22 protein-coding genes are annotated in these 20,285 nt (G+C 60.2%); 9 read left to right on the forward strand and 13 right to left on the reverse strand.

Annotated elements, in window-relative coordinates; translation table 11 throughout:
- Positions 1-95 precede the first annotated feature (95 nt).
- The 4 genes from HJB83_RS20630 (at position 96) to HJB83_RS20645 (ending at position 1,673) form a co-directional block, all read left to right on the forward strand.
- Positions 96-386 (forward strand): hypothetical protein, encoded by a 291-nt coding sequence (locus HJB83_RS20630; RefSeq protein ID WP_207584648.1) that lies wholly within the window; start codon positions 96-98, stop codon positions 384-386.
- A 130-nt stretch (positions 387-516) separates the two neighbouring features.
- Positions 517-870, forward strand: a complete 354-nt coding sequence (locus tag HJB83_RS20635) for a hypothetical protein (RefSeq protein ID WP_207584649.1) — start codon at positions 517-519, stop codon at positions 868-870.
- A gap of 55 nt (positions 871-925) precedes the next feature.
- A complete protein-coding gene (locus HJB83_RS20640; protein ID WP_207584650.1) occupies positions 926-1,252 on the forward strand; it encodes a DUF2934 domain-containing protein in 327 nt (108 codons plus the stop codon).
- 4 nt (positions 1,253-1,256) lie between these two features.
- Positions 1,257-1,673, forward strand: coding sequence for an HD domain-containing protein (locus HJB83_RS20645; RefSeq protein WP_221132533.1), 417 nt, complete (start codon positions 1,257-1,259; stop codon positions 1,671-1,673).
- Between the two features lie 140 nt (positions 1,674-1,813).
- Here the strand turns inward: HJB83_RS20645 and HJB83_RS20650 are convergent, their stop codons facing one another.
- Both HJB83_RS20650 and HJB83_RS20655 read right to left on the reverse strand, forming a co-directional pair.
- On the reverse strand, positions 1,814-2,083 hold the full coding sequence (locus HJB83_RS20650; protein ID WP_207584652.1) for a cyclase: 270 nt from the start codon (positions 2,081-2,083) through the stop codon (positions 1,814-1,816).
- Positions 2,084-2,128: 45 nt separating this feature from the next.
- Positions 2,129-2,392, reverse strand: coding sequence for a hypothetical protein (locus tag HJB83_RS20655; RefSeq protein ID WP_207584653.1), 264 nt, complete (start codon positions 2,390-2,392; stop codon positions 2,129-2,131).
- A gap of 251 nt (positions 2,393-2,643) precedes the next feature.
- Between HJB83_RS20655 and HJB83_RS20660 the strand changes: the two genes are divergently transcribed.
- The gene (locus tag HJB83_RS20660; protein WP_207584654.1) at positions 2,644-3,153 is read left to right on the forward strand and encodes an HIT family protein; all 510 of its coding nucleotides are present in this window, start codon (positions 2,644-2,646) and stop codon (positions 3,151-3,153) included.
- 166 nt (positions 3,154-3,319) lie between these two features.
- Here the strand turns inward: HJB83_RS20660 and HJB83_RS20665 are convergent, their stop codons facing one another.
- The 7 genes from HJB83_RS20665 to HJB83_RS20695 form a co-directional block, all read right to left on the reverse strand.
- Positions 3,320-5,170, reverse strand: a complete 1,851-nt coding sequence (locus tag HJB83_RS20665) for a DUF2264 domain-containing protein (RefSeq protein ID WP_221159582.1) — start codon at positions 5,168-5,170, stop codon at positions 3,320-3,322.
- A 78-nt stretch (positions 5,171-5,248) separates the two neighbouring features.
- Positions 5,249-6,523: a sugar ABC transporter substrate-binding protein gene (locus HJB83_RS20670; protein WP_221115120.1), complete on the reverse strand. Its 1,275-nt coding sequence runs from the start codon at positions 6,521-6,523 to the stop codon at positions 5,249-5,251.
- A 40-nt stretch (positions 6,524-6,563) separates the two neighbouring features.
- Complete coding sequence (locus tag HJB83_RS20675) at positions 6,564-7,289, reverse strand: YesL family protein (protein WP_207584657.1); 726 nt, start codon at positions 7,287-7,289, stop codon at positions 6,564-6,566.
- A 20-nt stretch (positions 7,290-7,309) separates the two neighbouring features.
- Positions 7,310-8,419, reverse strand: coding sequence for an ABC transporter ATP-binding protein (locus HJB83_RS20680; protein WP_207584658.1), 1,110 nt, complete (start codon positions 8,417-8,419; stop codon positions 7,310-7,312).
- A 15-nt stretch (positions 8,420-8,434) separates the two neighbouring features.
- Positions 8,435-9,607, reverse strand: coding sequence for a glycoside hydrolase family 88 protein (locus HJB83_RS20685; RefSeq protein ID WP_207584659.1), 1,173 nt, complete (start codon positions 9,605-9,607; stop codon positions 8,435-8,437).
- A gap of 3 nt (positions 9,608-9,610) precedes the next feature.
- Positions 9,611-10,447, reverse strand: coding sequence for a carbohydrate ABC transporter permease (locus HJB83_RS20690; RefSeq protein WP_207584660.1), 837 nt, complete (start codon positions 10,445-10,447; stop codon positions 9,611-9,613).
- The gene (locus tag HJB83_RS20695; protein WP_207584661.1) at positions 10,444-11,430 is read right to left on the reverse strand and encodes a carbohydrate ABC transporter permease; all 987 of its coding nucleotides are present in this window, start codon (positions 11,428-11,430) and stop codon (positions 10,444-10,446) included. Before HJB83_RS20695 ends, HJB83_RS20690 begins: the two co-directional genes overlap by 4 nt.
- 130 nt (positions 11,431-11,560) lie before the next feature.
- On the opposite strand from HJB83_RS20695, the gene HJB83_RS20700 reads away from it, so the two are divergent.
- The 4 genes from HJB83_RS20700 to HJB83_RS20715 are packed head-to-tail and all read left to right on the forward strand — an operon-like array spanning position 11,561 to position 16,329.
- On the forward strand, positions 11,561-13,357 hold the full coding sequence (locus tag HJB83_RS20700) for a heparinase II/III family protein (RefSeq protein WP_207584662.1): 1,797 nt from the start codon (positions 11,561-11,563) through the stop codon (positions 13,355-13,357).
- 11 nt (positions 13,358-13,368) lie between these two features.
- Positions 13,369-14,214, forward strand: coding sequence for a carbohydrate-binding protein (locus tag HJB83_RS20705; protein WP_221115118.1), 846 nt, complete (start codon positions 13,369-13,371; stop codon positions 14,212-14,214).
- Positions 14,215-14,270: 56 nt separating this feature from the next.
- Entirely contained in the window at positions 14,271-14,939 is a 669-nt protein-coding gene (locus HJB83_RS20710) for a response regulator (RefSeq protein WP_007635395.1), read from the forward strand.
- A complete protein-coding gene (locus HJB83_RS20715; protein WP_221115117.1) occupies positions 14,929-16,329 on the forward strand; it encodes a sensor histidine kinase in 1,401 nt (466 codons plus the stop codon). The genes HJB83_RS20710 and HJB83_RS20715 overlap by 11 nt, the downstream gene beginning before the upstream one ends.
- 100 nt (positions 16,330-16,429) lie before the next feature.
- Here the strand turns inward: HJB83_RS20715 and HJB83_RS20720 are convergent, their stop codons facing one another.
- The 4 genes from HJB83_RS20720 to HJB83_RS20735 form a co-directional block, all read right to left on the reverse strand.
- On the reverse strand, positions 16,430-17,311 hold the full coding sequence (locus HJB83_RS20720) for an ABC transporter permease (RefSeq protein WP_221115116.1): 882 nt from the start codon (positions 17,309-17,311) through the stop codon (positions 16,430-16,432).
- An 11-nt stretch (positions 17,312-17,322) separates the two neighbouring features.
- Positions 17,323-18,141 (reverse strand): ABC transporter ATP-binding protein, encoded by an 819-nt coding sequence (locus HJB83_RS20725; protein ID WP_221132534.1) that lies wholly within the window; start codon positions 18,139-18,141, stop codon positions 17,323-17,325.
- Positions 18,142-18,236: 95 nt separating this feature from the next.
- On the reverse strand, positions 18,237-19,250 hold the full coding sequence (locus HJB83_RS20730; RefSeq protein WP_221115115.1) for an ABC transporter substrate-binding protein: 1,014 nt from the start codon (positions 19,248-19,250) through the stop codon (positions 18,237-18,239).
- A gap of 257 nt (positions 19,251-19,507) precedes the next feature.
- Positions 19,508-20,236 carry a FadR/GntR family transcriptional regulator gene (locus HJB83_RS20735; protein ID WP_221115114.1) on the reverse strand — a complete coding sequence of 243 codons (729 nt, stop codon included), beginning with the start codon at positions 20,234-20,236 and terminating at the stop codon, positions 19,508-19,510.
- Positions 20,237-20,285: the final 49 nt, after the last annotated feature.

Here is a 20,285-nt window from a genome sequence, read left to right on the forward strand (position 1 = left end):
GATCGAGGCTCGATGAGCTCGGTTACTGACCCATGTCTTTTGGCCGATGTCTTTTGGCCGATGTCTTTTTGACACACGTTTTTGGAGTGAGTGATATGGAAGAGAAGACCAACATAATCAAAGACCTCAGCATTGAGGAACGCGAGGAAATCTTCGTCGATATCGCTCGTACGCTGGAAGACACGGCACGTGAGGCCCTTGTCGAGGGCGATGCGCAGTTTGCAGAACTTTCCATCAACATGGCGGAAGCGATCCGGGTCAACGCCGATGAACTGGCCCGTGACGATCCCGAGAATGCCGAGCGCGTGCTGCTCCAGGCCACGGCGATGATCTCGCAGTTCGAGGCTGTGCATCCCTATCGGATGGTGAGCATGGCCGTTCATTGATGGCCGGATTACCAGCCGTGTGCTCCTGCTCGATCCTCCGCTCAAATCATTGCCAATAGGCGGGAACTCTCGCTACCCGCGAGGGTTATCGGATTGCAACATCCTTTGAATGAATGGGAGGACAAGTGGTATGGTATCCAGATCCGCAGTGCCGCCGGAAAGCGGCACTGACGACGCGCGCTCCGCCGATACGCAGCAGGCCGCGAACGATCGTCGCAGGACATTGGAGAGTGCCCGCAGCAATATAAGCGCGGTGATAGACGAAGACAGCGACACCGAAACCCCAAGCCTGAAGCTTGCGAAGAAATATCTCAGCCTTGGCGGTCGCCGCCGGTCAAAAATTGACGACAACATCACCGATGTCCGCCAGTGGGATGAGGATCCGCCGGAGGCTGAGCGTTTCTGGAAGGAAAGGGTGGAGACCCTTTCAAAGGATGAGCGCAAACAGGTAGAGGATTTTCTTCCTACCATAAACACGCCCTAAGCGGCAGTCCGGCCGTATATTCGAACGGCTCACTCGAATGCGCTCGGAGGAAGTCATGGCTACAGACAAGCACGAGCAGATACGTCGCCGCGCCTACGAAATCTGGGAGGCCGAGGGCCGGCCGGATGGCGCGGACCAGCGCCATTGGCTGCAAGCCTGCGATGAACTGGCCGGCGAGGATGAGCACGAGACACTGCAAGACCTGCTCGATGAAGACGACAGGGATGATGCGGCGCTGCTTCAAGGCGCCGGTGAGAGCGGCGATCTCGATCGGCAACCACCTAAGCCCGGCCGGGCCGCCGAGACTACCATGCCTGATATCGAGATGACGACAGGCGAAAAGCCGTCTCAGCGGAAGATCAGGAAGGCCGAAGGGCCGTAATTCCATGCAGCATCTCGACCACGCCATCCAAATCGCTCTCGAGGCGCATGAAGGGCAGGCTGATAAGACCGACCGGCCGTTCTTCGAGCACTGCCAGCGGGTAGCGCTTCTGGTTTCCGGCGACGAGACGCGAACGGTCGCCTACCTTCACGACGTCGTCGAGAAGGGAAGTGGGTGGACGCTCGACAGGCTGAGGGAGGAAGGCTTTCCGCCGGGGATTATCTCCGCGGTGGATGCTTTGACGCGGCGGACGGACGAGCCGGATGACGACTTCGTCAGACGTGCGGCATCAAACCCGCTGGCCCTGCCGGTCAAACAGGCCGACCTCGAAGACAATCTCAGTCAAGCCGAACAGGCCGGCAGGAACGCGGAAAAATACCAGCGCGGCCTGGATCTCTTGCGCGAGCTGAAGAGCAGGTAATAAATTCGCCCGGTTCGCTGGCAATTGCCACCCAGCTCGGCAATCGGCGGTAGCGAATGATCGCTCACGTCAGCCATGCGACAGAACGGGCCCGCGGCTTGTGTCCGCGAGTGCCAACGTCCCGAAGTCTTCAATCCATTTCACGTTTTGTTGGTAAACCACACCGTCGGGGCGCCGAGCACGCCTCCCGTGCGCATCGCCGTTTTCAGCTCGTCAAGCTTGCTGAATGCCTGAGCCGCTTCCAGCGTGGCAAACTCGTGGGTGACGGTAATATCGTTCGGATTGTCGATCGCGCGATAAACGGCTTGCGCCATCACCCCGTTGGCCTTCTGCACCGGAGAAAACCCATCATATATCTTGCGCCAGGCGGCGTAGTCGGAGACCTCGTGCCGCACGAATAATGTCGTCATATCATCCTCCCGCGTTGAATTTTTCAGGTTTGGTCGGGACGCGTGTTATGATTGAACGAGGAGCACCAGACTCTCGGGCAAGACGCCGTCATGCGCCATCGCGTCGGCAGCTGCCTTGGTCTGCATGAAGGCCATCAACTTTTCCATATCGGCGACGTCCATGACCAGGCCGACGCGGTTAGACGTTTGGGGGTCTATAAACGTGCGAATGTTCGTGACGCCGATCGGTTCGAATACCTGTTTACGCATAGGTGAAGCGAGCCAGTGTTTTGTGTCTTTTACATTGTGATAGGCCATTATTGTAGGCATTGCCTTCTCCTCTGGCATTGGAAAATGAAAGCCGAGTACATCACTACGCTTACTGAGTTTCATTTCAACAATATTGCGTTGAATGGCCGTTTGCGATCGCTGCATCAAAAATATAAATATAATTATCCGGAGTAATCCGAATATACTATGGTCGGCAGCGGGTTTGACTGTTGCGTTAGTTTTCCGAGAATGGCTTGTGGTAGTTCCGGGGTCCGCGACCGCAGCCACGCGTGAGATGGCAGAGGTTCAGAATGATCGAACGCGAACCATTTAATCTCAAAGCCTATGTGCAAGGCATCGGAACAAGGCCATGCTTTATCTGCGGCTTGGTCGAGGATGACCCGGCCTTCTTTCATCATCGCGTTTATGACGACGACGAGACCATCATTTTCCTGAGCAAATATCCCACTCTGCCCGGCTATTGCCTTGTCTGTCCGAAGGAGCACCGTGAGGATCTGGCGCGAGACATATCGGCAGACGAATATCTGCGACTACAGGAGAAGGTTCACATTTTGTCGCGTGCCCTCAAAAGGGTGTTCGATGCCGAGCGAATTTATGTGCTTTCGCTCGGCAGTCAGCAAGCCAATAGCCATTTACATTTTCACGTCGTTCCCTTGCCTTCGGGCGTCCCGCTTGAGGAGCAGCAATACCACGCGTTGATGGCCGAACACGGCGTTCTGCAGATACCCGATGATCAAATGGCGGAACTGGCGCAGCGGATCGCTGAAGCGTACTATTCCGAGCGGACTAATCACAGTTAGCCTTACGACGCTCGAGTGGTCCAAGGATGGTGATGCCTTCGCTATGTGCGGCGTCCGCCATCTTTCGGTCGGCCGTCGCCAGAGGCAGGCCCTGTGTTTTCCCCAGGGCGACGTAACTCGCGTCATATCCCGTCAGCCCGTAGTGGCTCGCCGGCGGGATTTGCAGCTACATCCACAGAGCAAAGGCCGGCACACGCACGCCTTTCTCACGGAAGCACCGCTCCAGCTCGTCAAGATCCGGACCAGCCGGCGGATTGCCCAGCGCCTTTGTCCAGTTTTCGCGGCTCGGCAAAGCCATTGCCGCGGTTGCCAGCAAGGTGGTTCCCGGACTGATTTCGTCGCGTAGCTGCGGCAGCAGGGTCTTGGCGTGGATGAGGTTGGTATTCGGGATCGGGCTCATCGCATGGCCGGCCCTCGGATCGGGCGATAGATCCACGATGGCGCTGACGTCCGTCTGGCCGTACCAGATAGCCCGGCCTTTCGCCTGTTCGGATCGGTCGGCATTGAAATCCGCGCGTTCGATCGCAAAGCCGCCCTCGATGGTGCTCAGTGCCCGCGGCGTGGCGATGCGGTGAATGCGAATGTGCCAGGGGTTTTCGGGGATGAGCCAGGTCTCGACGGTGACATCGCTCCAAGGGTGCCAGCGCGAATAGAGCCGATCGCCAGATATCAGCGCCTCCTCGAGGGTTTCCCGCATGCGGAAGTGGACGCCGTCGTCGGAGAGGCCGAGCATGCCGTCGAAGCTTGCGGCCGAAAAATTCCGGTCGTCGGCTTCGATGTTGAAGGCGTAGCGGGTGGAATAGACGAATTTCGAATATTTCTCGTTTGCGCCGCGCATCTTGTCGTGCTGCTGGCCGGAGGAGAGCACGACGACGTTTCCCGGTGTGTGCATGGCGACCATTCCCGCTTGCTTCAACGCAACCGGCTCCGAAAATTCCGGCTGCGGCGCTTCCTCGGCGGTCCAGAATGGATGATCCCCCGCAAGTGCGAGCGGCAGGAAGAATTTCAACGCCCAATAGGGCGAGCCGGGCGAGTTGTAGCTCTCGCTCATCAGCAGGTTCGGATAGCCATAGCCGATGGAGAGAACGCCGTCTCGCTCCGCAATCGGCATGGCTGACCACCAACGGATATGGCGCATGTAGTAGCCCTTGATCTCAGCCCAGGGCAACGCTTCGACGCCGGCAAAGGCAAGTGCGCCCCAGAAGCCACCGGCCGCGAAGCGGTAGGTCTGGCTACGGCCGAAGGCAAGTGCGGCGCCATCGGGGCCGAACCAATGGCGGATATCCCCGGCGAAGGTCCGGGCGCGATCGCGGAAGCGGTCCTTACGCGCCTTGTCGCCACGCGCCAGCACGGCATAGATCAGGCCGTAAAAATGCATGGCGAAGGGGATGTAATGATCGACCCGCCGCACAGGCCCGTCGCGATACCAGCCTTCGCCGAGATCGAAAGTCTCGAGTTCGTCGAGATAGGTCAGGGTTTTCCCACGGTCGAACGCAACACCCACGCGCTCCAGCCCGAGATCGATGAGGACGCGGAAGAATTTCCAGTTGTTGTCGATGAATTCGAGATCTCGTGCCGCGACGAGATAGGCGGCGACCGTCTTCTTCTGGCTATCGCTCAACGGCTCCCAAATATGTTCAGGCACCAGCGCCAATGCGAAGCCGACGGCAGCCAGCTCGACCAGCCGCTGATTGCGGTCGGCAAGATCGCCCCAATATTCGGGATGATTAGGATTGGTCCCATTAGACAGTCCGCGTCGATAGAGATCCCAATGCGGGAAATGGCTGCCGCCGGCCGCGAGCGGGACAATGCCCCACAGTGGCCGCGCAAATCCTTCGAGATCCGCCGCTGCCCGGTCGAAGATCGCGCCGGTAGCACCGAGGCGCACACGGGCGCCGCCTTCGGAAAAATAGGGCAGAAGCGGTGCGAAGAGGTCGATGACGGCCTTCGCCAGGTCGTCGCGCGTCTTCAGAGGATTGCCGGAAAGCGGGTTGGCCGCGGTGGGATCATATATCATCGTCAGCTCGGAAATTTCCTGAAACAGGATTGGCCGCGGGCCATGTCCTGGTCCGCGGCCGTCGGCATCTCATGAAGTCTACTTGATGGCCTTCACGCCTTCGGTCATTTCCTTCAAGCCGTCGTCGACGGAGGTGTTGTCGGTCATCATCGCGTCATGGACGCGGTTGAGCACGACCTCGATCTTGGCAGCGTTCGGGTTGACCGCCATCTCCAGATAGGCTTTCGACGGTATCAGAGCCTCCTTGCTGGCCGCGTCCTCAGGGAAACCTGGCGTTGCGGCGATCTTTGCGCTGACGTCAGCGGTCTTAAGCGCCGGGAAGGTGCCCGTCGATGCTATGACTGCAGCGCCCTCGGGACCGGTGACGAACTTGATGAAATCGAGCGCGGCAGCCTTGTGGTCGGAATTGGCGTTGACTGCGAGGCCGGAGATCTGGGCAGCCGTGGTGCCGGCCGCTACGCCGTCCGGATGCGGAAACTTCACGATGCCCCAGTTCTTGCTCTTCGATTCACCCGATTTCACCTTGGCGATCTGGGTGCCGACGAACCAGGTTCCCATCGGCAGCATGCCGATCGTACCGTTGAAGAAGAGCGCCGAATAATGCGTGTTCGATGTCTTCAGGAAGGCGTAGGAAGGAATGGCCCCATCTTTCTGCAGGGTGAGCGCTCGCTCGTACCAAGGCTTCAGGAAGGCGTAGTTGCCATCGACGAGCGTGTGTTTCCCGTCGAGGATGCCGGGCAGCTGAACGGTCGAACGCCAGGTATGCAAGAGCGCGCCATAGGTCTTGTTGGCGCCCATGCCGCCCGAAAGCTTCTCGGCGGTTGCGTCGAACTGCGCCCAGGTCATGTCATTGGTGGGGTAGGGAACGCCTGATTTGTCGAAGACGTCCTTGTTGTAATAGACGATCCAGAAGTCGGAGCGGAACGGCAGGGAATAGATCTTACCGTCGATGGTCAGTTCCTCGAGCAGGCCGCCATAGGGAGTTGGATCGATTTTCTGCTCGGTCACGAAGCTGCTGAGATCGGCGATATTGCCGGCACGCACCAGATTGGTGTAGCCCGGTACGTCCTTGATGGTGACGATGTCGATATCCTTAGAGCCACCGGTCAGCTGCGTCGAAATCATCTGCTGGTAGTCCTGCGAACCGAGATCCATCGGCTCGAATTTCACGTTCGGATGCTTGGCCTGATAGGCCTCGATCAGCGGCTTGTAATAGGCGGTCTTGTCCCAGTCCCACAAAGCCCATTTCAACGTCACCGCGTCCTGGGCAAGCGCTACGCCGGCCGTTGCCGCTGCCAGCGTGAAACCTGCTACGGCAAGTTTCATCGTCCTCCCGAGTTTATCCAAATACATTGCTGTTCTCCTTCCCTGGATCGTTTCTGAATCAGATATCTTATGAAGCGTCTTGTGCATGCGGTTTACGGTGCGGCTGCGTCGCCTCTGGCAAGTCCAGCACCAACACCGCCGCCCGATGGACGCCGAATGCGACGGCGAACATTCCGAGTGAAAAATTGACGGTTGCCGGCATGAAGGCGGAAACCGGATAGAAGAGGATATGCGCCAGCCACAGTGTGGCGACGAAGGTAAGCGCTGCAAGCGCCGGGAACGGACGGAGGACGGAGGCGAGCGCAGCCAACCGCAGCAGCCGGAGAGCCGGCAGATCGCGCATCACCATCAAAACGATGAGGTGACAGGCGAAAACCGCGACGAAGGCGGCGGCGGCGAGCGCGATCGTCAGCGGTGCGGCGAGCAACAGGTCATCCCGCGCGCCGGCGGCATAGGTCATGATCGCATGGATGCAGATCGCAAGAGCGCCCGTCAGTGCCAGGCCCCAGGCGGTGGCGCGCCAGAAGTAGCGCAGAAAAGCTTCGGTGAACTCTCTGAGGAGATAGGTGTTGCGATCCTCCACGAAGGCCACCGAGACGCGGGCCATGGCGGCGAGCGCGGCCGGCAGCGTTACGACGAAGAGCGAAGCCAGGATGAACAGGACGTTCAGCTTGACCATCTCCCACCATTCGCGGGCGAGGATCTCGGCAAACAAGGCAAGACCGGTCCGCTTCGGAGCATCCTTTCGAATGCCCGGCCCCTCCCTCGTCCACATGTCCCGCAACCGCTGCATAGCCTTCTCCCGCAGTCGCCTCAGTAAAGAATCGAGCGTTCCGTTTCCTTGTCGAACAGCTGCGCATTGCTCATGTCGGCGACGAGCCTTGCCGTCTCGCCGATCGCCGGACGGAAACGCGGCGAGACCCGGGCGATGAGATTGCGGCCGCCCGCCACCATGTTCAGGTGCACTTCCGAGCCCATTGGTTCTGCAAGTTCCACGACCGCATCCAGCGGCGCCAGATTCTCTTCCGAGATGTCGGCCGGCGGCAGTTCGTGAAAATTCTCAGGCCGGATGCCGAGCACCAGTTCACGTCCCTCATAGGGTGCGATCCTGCCCTTGTCGAAATGATCAGGCAGCGGCAATTCCCGACCATCGAAGACGGCGACATAGCCGTCGCCCCGGCGCTGAACAGTCGAGGGCAGCATGTTCATCTGCGGCGCGCCGATGAAGCCGGCGACGAACATGTTGACGGGACGATCGTAGAGGTTCTGCGGCGTATCGACCTGCTGGATGTGGCCGTCCTTCATGACGACGATCCGGTCCGCCATGGTCATGGCCTCCACCTGGTCGTGGGTGACGTAGATGAACGTGGCGTTGAGGCGCTTATGCAGCTTGGTGATTTCGGAGCGCATCGTGCCGCGCAGCTTGGCGTCGAGATTGGAAAGCGGCTCGTCGAGAAGGAAGACGGCGGGATTGCGCACCATCGCGCGGCCGAGCGCGACGCGCTGGCGCTGGCCGCCCGAAAGCGCCTTCGGCTTGCGGTTCAGGAGATGGGCGATGTCGAGGATCTTGGCTGCATCCTGCACTTGGGCATCGATGAAGTCTCGCGATACTTTTCTGAGCTGCAGGCCGAAGGCCATGTTTTTGTAGACGGTCATATGCGGATAGAGCGCATAGTTCTGGAAGACCATGGCGATATCCCGATCCTTGGAGGGGACGTCGTTCATCAGGTCGCCGCCGATCTTCAGTTCTCCTCCCGAGATCTCCTCGAGGCCGGCGATCATCCGCAGCGTTGTCGATTTACCGCAGCCGGAAGGGCCGACCAGGATGATGAATTCCTTATCGGCGATTTCCAGATCGATGTCGTGGACGACGGTGAGCGCGCCGTAGGATTTGTTCAGCTCTTTAAGCGAAATGCTGGCCATCGGGTCCTCCTGAATTCACCAATAGGAAGACCAGCGGCGCGAAAGGCGCGTCAAAGCTTCCATGTAATAATAATCTCCCCAGGAGACGCATTCATCGACGCCCTCGCCGCGGCAGGTGTTGAAGGGTGATTTCTTCGAATAGGTGGCGTGCAGCACCAGGCCGTTGGAGATCGTGGGATCCTTGACCGCATAGTGGTCGGCCAGGCTCTTCATCATCCGCCGCGCCAGCGTGCGATAACGCTCGGCGGCTTCGGCTTCGACGAGATCGGCCATCTCCAGAAGGCCACAGGCGGTAATTGAGGCCGACGAGCTGTCGCGCGGCTCGCCGTCTGCGTCCGAAAAGACGAGATCCCAATAGGGCACCATGTCGGCCGGCAGCCGGTTGAGATAGAAGGTGAGCAGCCGGTCGAAGGTCTGGCGATATTCCTCAATCCGCTCGTAACGATAGGAGAGCGCCATGCCTGAAATTCCCCAGGCCTGTCCGCGCGCCCAGGCGCTGTCGTCTTTGTAGCCTTGCTTGGTGGCGCCGCGCACCGGCGCTCCGGTGACCGGGTCCATATAGAAGGTGTGATAGGTGGAATCGTCAGGCCGCACCGAATTGGCGAGCGTGGTGCGGGCGTGGATGAGCGCGATCTCGCGGTATTTCGGATCACCGGTCTCGCGGCTTGCCCAGTAGAGAAGCGGCAGGTTCAAGAGGCAGTCGATGATGTAGCGGTATTCTTCTGCTTTACCCTTGCGGCCCCAGGCCTGGATGAATTGGCCGATCGGCTGAAAACGTTCGATCAGCTGGTCGGCGGCGAGGATCGCAGCCCGGCGCCCATCCTCGTCTCCGACGAGCTTCCAGGCGGCGATGCAGGAGGGCGAATAGAGAAAGCCCATGTCGTGATGATCGGTCTCGATGCGGTTAATGATCCGATGCAGGAACGACTGGACCTGGGTCTGCGCGGCATCTCGGAAAACTGCCTCGCCGCTGTGTTCGAAAGCGAGCCACAGCTCTCCCGGCCAGAAGCCTGCTGTCCATTGGTCGTTGGCGACAGCGGGGTAGAAATTCTTGACGCTCGAATGGTTCTGCGCGGCATGGGTGAATTCGGGAAGGTTGCGCCGGATCTGATCGACAGCGAGATCGAGCGCGGTTTTCACCTCCTCGTCGGTGATCGGCTGCGGGGCGACTGAGGAAATGGCGTTCATGGCCTAACCCTTCAATCCGGTCGAGGCGATGCCTTCGACGAAGAAGCGCTGGAGTACAAGGAAGACGACGAGAACCGGGATGAGCGCGACGACGGAGGCCGCCATGATCAGCCCATACTCGGCCGAATATTGCGAGATGAACATGCGCAGGCCGATCTGGACCGTCTTCAGCTCGGTCTTGGTCAGATAGATCATCGGCCCGAGAAAGTCGTTCCACGTGGTGACGAAGGTGAAGATCGTCAGGGTCGAGAGCGCCGGCTTCGACAGCGGCAGCATGATGCGTGCCCAGATCTGGTACTCGTTCATGCCGTCGATGCGGGCCGCCTCGCAAAGTTCGGTCGGAATCGACATATAGAATTGCCGCATGAGGAAGACGCCGAAGGCGGTGAAGGCTTGCAGGCAGATCAGCGCCAGATGGGTGTTGTTGAGGCCGAATTCGCGCATCAGCAGGAATTGCGGCACCATATAGACCTGCCAGGGCATGGCGATGGTGGCGATGTAGCCGAGGAACAGAGTGTTCTTATAGGGAAAATTCAGCTTGGCGAAGGCGTAGGCCGCAAAGCTGGAGGTCAAAAGCTGCAGCAGCGTGACGATGATCGTCAGTTTCGAGGTGTTGTAGATGAAGAGGGCGAGCGGGATCTTCGTCCAGATATCGACGTAGTTTTGCCATTGCGGTACGGACGGTATCCACTCGATCGGGAAGGCGAACACGTCGCGGCTGAGCTTCAGCGATGCCGAAAGCATCCAGGCAAAGGGCATCAGCATGATCAGCGTGACGGCGATGACGATGGCATAGATCGCGACCGTCCCGACGGTCACCTTGCGTCCGGCGATCCTCATGCCTCGTCCTCCCTCTGGCGCCGGAACTGGAAGACGGTGACCGCGAGGACGAGGAAGAACAGCACCAGCGAAACCATGCTGGAATAGCCGAGATCCCAGGAAATGAAAGCTTCGTTGTAGATGTGGTAGACGAGGACCAGCGTCGAGGTGCCGGGTCCGCCTTGGGTGATCATGTAGATCTGATCGAATACCTTGAAGGACTGGATGGTCAGCATGACGGTCACGAAGAAGGTCGTCGGGCCGAGCTGCGGCACTGTGACATGGATGAATTTCTGCCAGGAATTGGCGCCATCGAGGTCGGCGGCCTCGTAGAGTTCGGCATTGATGCCCTGCAGGCCGGCCAGATAGATGACCATGTAATACCCCATGTTCTTCCAGATGCCGAAGAGGATCACCGTCACCATCGCCCAGTGGCGATCGGCTGCCCATCCCGGCATGTTCTTCGGGTCGAGGCCGAGCGTGTAGAGGGCCATGTTCACCGGTCCCATCTCGGGGTTGAAGATCATGTTCCAGACGACCGCGACGGCGACCAGCGAGGCGACATAAGGGAAGAACATCGCCGTGCGGAAGAAATCGCGCCCGACGATCTTCTGGTTGAGGAGAACGGCGAGGCCGAGGGCGCAGACGAGCGTCGCCGGCACGGAGGCGACCGTGTAGATAACCGTGTTCCAGAACGCCGCGATGAAGGCCTTGTCCTCGAACAGCCGCCAGAAGTTGTCGAGGCCCGCGAATGTGATCGCGTTCGAGCCGTCCCAATGCATGAAGGCGAGCGCGAAGGCGAACAGGATCGGGCCGAGCGTGAAGACGGCAAAGCCGATGAAATTCGGCGCAATGAAGGAGTAGGCGACAAGCGCGTTGCGTATCCTGCGCTGGCGCTTGGACAGGACCGTGACCTTCCGGCCGGAGGCTGCCAGAGCGCCATCCGCTGCGATGACCGAATTCGATAGGGACACCGATGCCTCCTCTTCCTCTCGCATCGACATAGCACAAATCCCCTATTGGTCAAACAAGTTCTGAACGTGTCATATGAATTTTATGGAAATCGCAAAATACATATGATAAGTGGGCGGGAAAGCAGACGTCCATCAATGCTTTTCCGGTACGGGGAGAGACATGTTCAGTCAGATTTCAGGAGAGCTGCCGGATGTGCTGGGCGATTTCACGCCCGGGGCGGTCTGCTCCGATCGCGTCAGATGGAATTCCGTGCCGCAGGCGACGCGCGAACTGGTCGTTCGGGAGGCCGAAGAGACTCTGGCGCGGGCCTGGCCTGTTATCACTGCGTCGGACTACCGGGCGTTCACCGCGACGGGCAACCGTTCGCGCTTCGAGGAGCTCTATTTCACACGGCGCCGGATGCTCAACAATCTGGTGCTTGGCGAACTTATCGAAGGTGCAGCCCGGTTCCTGCCGAAGATCGTCGACGGCATCTTCCTGATCGTCGAGGAAAGCGGCTGGCAGCTTCCGGCGCATAATGCCTATGAACGCAGCGGCGCGCGGCTGCCGCTACCCGACAATTCGCAACCGGTCGTCGATCTCTTCGCAGCCGAAACGGCTGCCCTGCTTGCCACTATCGTCGCCTTGCTCGGCGACGAACTCGACGGCATCAGCCCCGAGATCACCGCACGGGTGGACCGCGAGATCGAGGCCCGCATCCTTACGCCCTATCTCGCCCGGCATTTCTGGTGGATGGGCCGCGACGATGAGCGGATGAACAACTGGACGGCATGGATAACCCAGAACGTCCTCTTGACGGTCTTTTCGCTGAAAACAGATCAGGCGACGCGCCACGCCGTCGTCAGAAAGGCACTCGGCAGTCTTGATGCTTTCCTGAAGGACTACGCCGAGGACGGCGCCTGCGAGGAGGGCGTCGTCTACTACCGCCACGCCGCGCTTTGCCTCCACGGTGCATTGACCATCCTCGATACCGTGGCCCCGGGCCTGTTTGCCAGGTTCTGGCAGCAGCCGAAGGTCCGCAACATGGCCGAATATATCGCCAACATGCATGTCGCCGGCCGCTACTATTTCAACTTCGCCGATTCTTCCGCGGTGGTCGAACCCTGCAGTGCGCGGGAATACCTATTCGGACAAGCGGTCGGCTCGCCGATGCTGGCCGAGTTCGCCGCAGCCGACAGGGTCGCCGCCGACAATCCGCACCTGCCCGGGGAATGGAACCTCTGGTATCGCGTGCAGGAACTGCTGGTCGGCCCGACGCTTCCCGCTGCCGTCCACCCGCGTCATGCGCGCAGGCGCGAGATCTTCTATCCCGGCATTGGTCTGTTCATCGCTCGCGACGAGCAGTTTTCGCTTGCCGTCAAGGGCGGCAACAACGGCGAGGGCCACAATCACAACGATGTCGGAAGCGTGACGCTCTATAAGAACGGTCGTCCGTTGCTGATCGATGTCGGTGTCGAGACCTATACTGCAAAGACCTTTTCGGCGCAGCGCTACGAGATATGGACGATGCAGTCGGCTTTTCACAACCTGCCGACCTTCGCAGGCGTCATGCAATCCGCCGGCGAAGCGCTCGGCGCGCGCAATGTCGAGGTCGGGTATGACGAGCAGAGCGCGCGCATCTCTCTCGATATATCTGGCGCCTACCCCGCCGAAGCGCAGTTGCACAGCTACCGTCGCGTCGTTTCCCTGCTGCGCGGCCGCCATGTCGAGATCGTCGACACCTATGACGGCGGCAAGCCGGCCATCCTGTCGCTGATGACTTGCCTGGCACCGACCGTCACCTCGGACAGGATCGATCTCGCCGATCTCGGCAGCATTTTCGCCGACGGCAGTGGGCCGATCGAAATCGATGAGATCGACGTGGACGACATCAGGCTGAGAGCGGCCTGGCCGGAAAAAATCTACCGGCTGCGCCTATCGTTTCCCGGCAGGGTCCTGAGATTGCGGATCGTCTGAGGAGGACGAGCATGAAATTGACGCTAAAGATCACGGACGCCAATGGGTTCGTGCTGGCAAGCTCCACTGGGCAGGACGAGACGTTTCTAGTCTATCGCCAGAGCTATCGCGAGGGCGATTGCGTCGTCGTAGAAGCTTCAGAACTCGGGCATGTGTTCCTGGCGCTGGACAGCGCGATCCAGCCCGGCCTCGTCTATATCAGGGAAAGCGACTATTGCTTCGCCGTGCCCTTCGGCGACAAGCGCAAGTCCTATTCGCCGAACGCCTTTAAGGGTGATATCCATCGGCTTTCAGCAAAAAGCGCGCGGCCCGATGAGATCGCCCAGCGGCGCAATCTCGCCCTGAACCCCTGGGACGATCACGCCAATCGGACGCTTTTTCCGCATGCGCGCGCCAATGTCGAAACCCGAGGGGAAGCGGTCTTTGCGGCGCGCAACGCGATCGACGGCGAAAAGGCCAACGACGATCATGGCTTCTGGCCTTACACCAGCTGGGGCATCAATCGCGATCCTGAAGCCGCGCTGACCGTGGAGTTCGGCAGGCCCGTCCGGATCGATGAGATCGTCTTCTACCTCCGGGCCGACTTCCCGCATGATTCCTGGTGGGAGAAAGCCAGCGTCACCTTCTCGAATGGCAGAACCTCTTCTTTTCCGCTGGTGAAATCCGGCGCCGCGCAGGGTTTTTCCATCGAACCTTGCATCGTCGAATGGGTCGAAATGCATGGCCTGATCAAGGCGGAGGACGGCTCGCCCTATCCGGCGCTGACGCAGGTCGAAATCTGGGGAACGGAAGCGCCGGGCGCCGTCGACCGGAACGTCGCAGCCGTTGCTGCCGAAGGCGAAGCTGAGCACGCCTGATAGCAGAGAAACCGCGTCGCTTCCGTCAGAGCATGTGCCCATGCTAAGGAGGTCGGATGCGACTGCTTGTGGTGGAGGACAACAAGGATCTGGCGGCCTGGCTGGGGAAAGCCCTGCGACAGGCGCAATATGCTATCGATATCGCCCATGACGGCGAGGACGCCGAGCATATGCTCAAGGTTGCCGAGTATTCGGCAATGATCCTCGACCTTGCGCTGCCCAAGCTTGACGGCTTAACGCTCTTGAAGCGATTGAGGCAGTCGGGAAGTAAGCTGCCGGTCATCATCTTGACCGCGAATGCGAGCCTGGATGGGCGTGTGGCCGGGCTCGACAGCGGCGCCGACGATTATCTCGCCAAGCCTTTCGAAATCGCCGAGCTCGAAGCGAGAATCCGCGCGGTGGTGCGCCGCGGGCAGGATCGCGCATCGTCGGAAATCACCGTCGGAAACCTGCGTTTTTCCGGTGGGACGCGGCAGTTTTTCGTCGCGGATGAGCTGCTGCAACTGACGCCGCGAGAATATGCTGTCCTTGAGCAGCTCGTCATGAAGCTTGGCACCACCGTCTCGAAAGCCACGCTTTCTGAAAGCGTGTTCGGTTTCGACGACGAGGCGGATCCGAGCGCCATCGAAATCTACGTCCACAGGCTGCGAAAGAAGCTCGAGAGCAGCTCGGTTCAGATCGCGACGTTGCGTGGGCTCGGTTATCTCCTCAGACATGTCCAGTAGCCTCGTCACAAAGGTGGGCGCGACGATCGCGCGGCTCAGCCGGAGCCTGAGGGCGCAACTGCTCTGCTGGGTGCTGCTGACCCTGCTCGGCGCCATCGGCTTCAATCTTTACGACAGCTTCTGGACGGCCGACGCGACGGCAAAGCTGGTGACCGATCGAACGCTTCTGGCCTCGGCCCGGGTCATCGCCGAGGCCGTCCGCGTCGACGAGGGCGGCAATGTTCAAGTGGACGTGCCGCCTTCCGCGCTGGAGATGTTCGATACAGGCTTCGGTGACCGGGTGTCCTATCAGGTGATCACTGCGTGGGGCAGTCTTGTGAGCGGCGTTCCCGACCTGCCGTTGCCGGCCATCCATCGCGCAGGTGAGGATCGCGCGTTTCATGGCGCCGATGTGCGCGTCATAATGCTCGACCATCCTGTCGTCGGGCTGCCCGATGACGGCACCATCTCCGTGACCGTCGCCGTGACCCATAACAGCCAGTACGCGATGCGACGGCAGCTGTGGCTCTCGGACTTTTCGAAGCAGTTTGTGCTCCTCTTCGTCGCAAGCCTGGTGACCATCCTCGGGCTTCAACGGGGCCTGGCGCCAGCTCTGCGACTGCGGGACGCTGTGCGACAGCGCGGTCGCAACCGTCTCGATCCGCTGCCGCCGGAGATGGTGCAGAGCGAACTGCAACCGCTCGTTCACGCACTCAACGACTACATGGAGCGCGTCCAGAACCAGATGGCCGCGCAGCGACGGTTCGTATCGAATGCTGCCCATCAGCTGCGAACGCCCTTGGCGCTGATTTCGACCCAGGCGAGCGTGGCGGCCCGCGAAGACGATGCGGGTCGCCGCGACGAGGCGCTCTTTGCGCTTCGCACCAGCACGAAGCAGATTTCGCGTCTCGCCAGCCAGCTCCTTACCTTGTCACGCGCCGAGCCCGGAAGCCGGCGCCCGCGCAGCGACGCTGCCGACCTCAGCAAGGCAGCCCGTGAGATTTTGGAGGCGCATGCTGAAGAGGCGCTGAGGCGCAACATCGACGTCGGTCTGGAAGCGGATGGTCCCGTCATCGTCGAAGGCGACGGGACGATGTTGCGCGAGATGCTGGTCAACCTCATAGACAACGCGATCCGCTATACCCGCCCGAATGGACGGGTGACCGTCACGGTCGGGCAAGCGGACGGCAACGCTGTCGTTACCGTCGAGGACAGCGGACCGGGGATTCCCCACGGGGAGCGAGAGCAGGTTTTCGAACGGTTCTACCGGATCATGGGGACCGAAGCGGAGGGCAGCGGTCTTGGGCTTGCGATCGTTCGGGAGGTCGTCGAAGGTGCGGGAGGTTCAGTCTCGCTCGATGATGCAGATGGCGGCGGTCTTGTCGTTACCGTGCGGCTTCCGCTCACCTGAACCCGAGGCGAGGTTTCTTTCAAGATTGACTGCATCAATGAAAGAAGGCCGGGCATGGGGCCCGGCCTTCAGTACGATCTGCCTTGGAGGATCGATCTGATTACGGCGTGTCGAGGTGCTGCTGCGGCCGCCACTTCGCCAGACGGTTCTCGACCAACGTCATGATGTATTCCGCAACAAGCGTGACGACCATGACGAGCAGGATTGCCGCAAACATGCCAGCCGCGTCGAACGTGCCCTTGGCGATCGAGATGAGCTGGCCGATCCCGAAGCGGGCGCCGACGAATTCGCCGACGATCGCGCCGATGATCGCAAAACCAAAGGAGACGTGCAGGCTGGCGAAGATCCAGCTCATTGCCGAAGGAATGACCACGGTCCGGGTCACCTGCCAGTCCGACGCGCCGAGGATGCGGGCATTGGCGATCATGTTGCGGTCGGCCTCGCGCACGCCCTGGAAGGCGTTGGCGAAGACGACGAAGAACACCATGATGAAGGCGAGCGCGACCTTGGACGGCAGGCCGAGACCCATGATCATGATGAAGATCGGAGCAAGGACCACGCGGGGGATCGAGTTGATCGCCTTGATGTAGACCGAGAAGATGTCCGACAGAAAGCGGTTGCGGCCGAGGCCGATACCGACGAAGACGCCGGTGATCGAGCCGGCGAAGAAGCCGATCAGCGCCTCTTCCATTGTCACCCAGAGATTGTACCAGAGCGACCCTTCGGTGGTGCCTTCCGTTGCCCATTCATAGAGGCGCTGAACGACGCCGCTCGGGCTCGAATAGAAGAACGGGTCGATCCACTGCATGTTGGAGGAGAGTTCCCACATGCCGATCGCGAAGACCAGAATGGCGATCTGCCAGAAACGCACCAGCAATTTGCGCCGCCGTATCGCCTTCAGCGCCGATGCCTCGATTTCTGTATCAGACGTGCCCGGCCGAAACATGGTGGCCGAACCGGCCTCAAGGGTGGTGTGTGCCATGATATCCTCCCTCAGGCCGCTTCGCTTGCGCGGCGGTAGCTGGTCTCGACCTCTTCGCGGAGGTCCTCCCAGATCGTCTTGCAATAGTCGATGAAGCTCTGCTCGTAGCGGATCTCCGATACCACGCGCGGGCGGGGGAGATCGATCGTGTAGACCGACTTGACCGTCGCAGGCCCGGCTGTGAGCACATATACCTTGTCGGCGAGCGCCACGGCCTCTTCGAGATCGTGGGTGACGAATACCACCGAGGCCTTGCGCTCCGCCCACAGCTTCAAGAGTTCTTCATGCATGACGGTGCGGGTCTGCACGTCGAGCGCCGAAAACGGCTCGTCCATCAGCAGGATTTCCGGTTCGTTGATGAAGGTCTGCGCCAGCGAGACGCGCTTGCGCATGCCGCCTGAAAGCTGATGGGGATAGTGATGGAGAAATTTCGAAAGACCGACACGGGCGATCCAGTCGCGGGCGCTCTTTTCCGCCTCGGCGCGCGACTTTCCCCGGAAAAGTGGACCGGCCATGACATTGTCGATGACGTTCTTCCAGGGAAAGAGCGCGTCGGTCTGGAATGCGAAGCCGACACGCCGGTCAATGCCGGTGATCGGCCCGCCCATCAGCCGGACTTCGCCGGCACTTGGGCGTGCGAGACCTGTCACGAGGTTGAGTGTGGTCGACTTCCCGCATCCGGTAGGGCCGACGACTGCGACAAACTCTCCGCGTGCAAGCGTCATGTTGAAATCGCGCAAGGCTGTGAGGGATTTTCCGGTCGGCGAGACGAAGCGCCGGCTGACGTTGATCAGCTCGATCGCCGGGATCTGCTTGTTGTCATGTTGCATGATGATACCTGAGGCGTGCCTTAGGGCGCGTGCACGCAATGCCCATGGATCGATCGGAGGCCGCTTCCGGCTGAAGCCGGAAGCGATAGCACGCGTTACTTGACGTTCTTGACGAATTCCGTCGTGTAGGTCTTGGAAAGGTCGATCTGCTTGCCCTTGACGTTCTTGGAGAACTCCGAGAGCACAGCAAGCACGGTCTTCGGACCGTCTTCCGGCATGACGCCATCAGTGGTGAACATGCCCTTGCCGTCGTTCAAAGCCTTGATGTAGCCGTCCTTGTCGCCGACGTAAAAGTCCTTCGGCATCTTGTCCGCGATCTCGGCGGCAGAATGCGTGTTGATGTAGCGCAGGGTCTTGACGAAGGCGTTGGCGAGCTTTTGTGCCTCGTCCTTGTGCGCATCGACCCAGGCGGTTTCCATATAGAGCGAGGCGGCCGGATAGGTCCCGCCGAGCGCCTTTCGGGTCGATTCGACCGTGCGCATGTCGACGAGAACGCTGGCTTCGCCGGTTTTGATCAGGCGCGAGATCGTCGGTTCCGTCGTCATGCCGGCCTGGATCTGATCCTGTTGCATGGCGGCGATGAACGTGCCGCCGGCACCGACTGGAACGGTGACGACGTCGCCCGGCTGCAGGCCGGCCTTCGACGCCATGAAGAGCGTCAGGAAGTTGGTGGAAGAGCCGAGGCCGGTAACGCCGAGGGTCTTGCCCTTGAAATCGGCCGGCGATTTGATCTCCGGATGCTTGCTCGAGACCATCTCGACCTCACCCGGCGCCTGACTGAACTGGACGAGAGATTCGACGAACTTGCCTTTGGCCTGCAGGTCCACGCAGTGGTCGTAGAAGCCGACGACACCCTGGACGGCGCCCGCCAGCAGCTGGTTTTCGGCATCGACGCCGGCAGCTTCGTTCAGGAGTTCGACGTCGAGGCCTTCGTCCTTGAAGTACCCGAGCGATTCGGCGAGCTTGGCCGGCAGATAGATCTGCTTTTCATAACCGCCGACCATGATGGTGATCTTGTCGGCTGCGTTTGCGGCGCTCGCAGCGAAAGATGCTGCAGCGAAAAGCGTGGAAAGGGCTACGGATTGAAAAAGGCTGCGTGAAGAACGCATGGAAATCTCCTCCTGGTGCTTGCATCGTCGTCTGGCCACCTTGACCGTGCTCCTCCACGATGCTGCCCTTTCCTATGACGTCGAAGCTTTCAACTAGCTTTCAGCCGCAGAAGGGTCAAATAGCGCGCCCAATCCATGCGTCACGCCGAAAAACGCGTTGCGCGCGCTTCCTGGAAAGCTGCTTTCGGCGTCGATTTTTGGATGGGTTGGTCGTGACTGTCGAAAAGCCTGCCGTGCGGCGGAGCTTCTCGTTGGACTCAGGTCGCAAAACTCCGCAGGTCCTTCAGCAGGTTGCGGTACCTCGTCTGACTGCCGACCAGGTGCTCACGCATGGCGTTGCGGGCAGCCTGATCGTCCCTGTCGGAGATCGCAACGATGATTACTTCATGTTCCCTGTGGATCAGCTTTCGGTAAGCGGTCTGCTCGGCAGTCCTTGTTTCCGGGACAAGTCTCGATTGCGGGATGATCGCTGACCCCTGGGATTGAAGGAAGTGCTTGAACAGTGGATTGTTGGTCGCCTCGGCGATCGCGACATGGAGTTCGAGATCCGCCTCGCGGATGGATTGATCCGTCTCGATGCACTGGAGGATCTTCCGGTGGCATTCGAAGATCGCTTCCTCCTGCGCCGGCGAGCGGCGCAAGGCGGCAAGTCCGGCCGCCTCGATTTCGACGGGGGTTCGGATTTCGAGCACTTCCAAGTCGGAGGCGACGCGGGTCTTGTCCACCTTCCGACCTGACAGTGTGGGGTCAGGGCCGATCACGAAAATTCCCGCGCCTTGGCGCACCTCGACCAGTCCGTCGGAACGAAGTGCGGCGACCGCCTCGCGCACCACGGTTCGGCTGACACTATGCGTCTCGGTCAGCTCATGCTCGCTCGGAAGTTTGTCGCCGGCGGAATACTGGCCGCTGAGGATCGCTTGCCGAAGGCTTTCGCCGACCCGTGAGACCAGCGACCCCGAGCTTCTGCTGCGATCCTTCATATGCATAGCTACGCCTCGCCCCCTCGCATCGGCTTCGATCCGCATGCGGCCAGAA

Origin of the sequence: Rhizobium sp. NZLR11, from assembly GCF_019685115.1 — a bacterium.
Classification (GTDB): domain Bacteria; phylum Pseudomonadota; class Alphaproteobacteria; order Rhizobiales; family Rhizobiaceae; genus Rhizobium.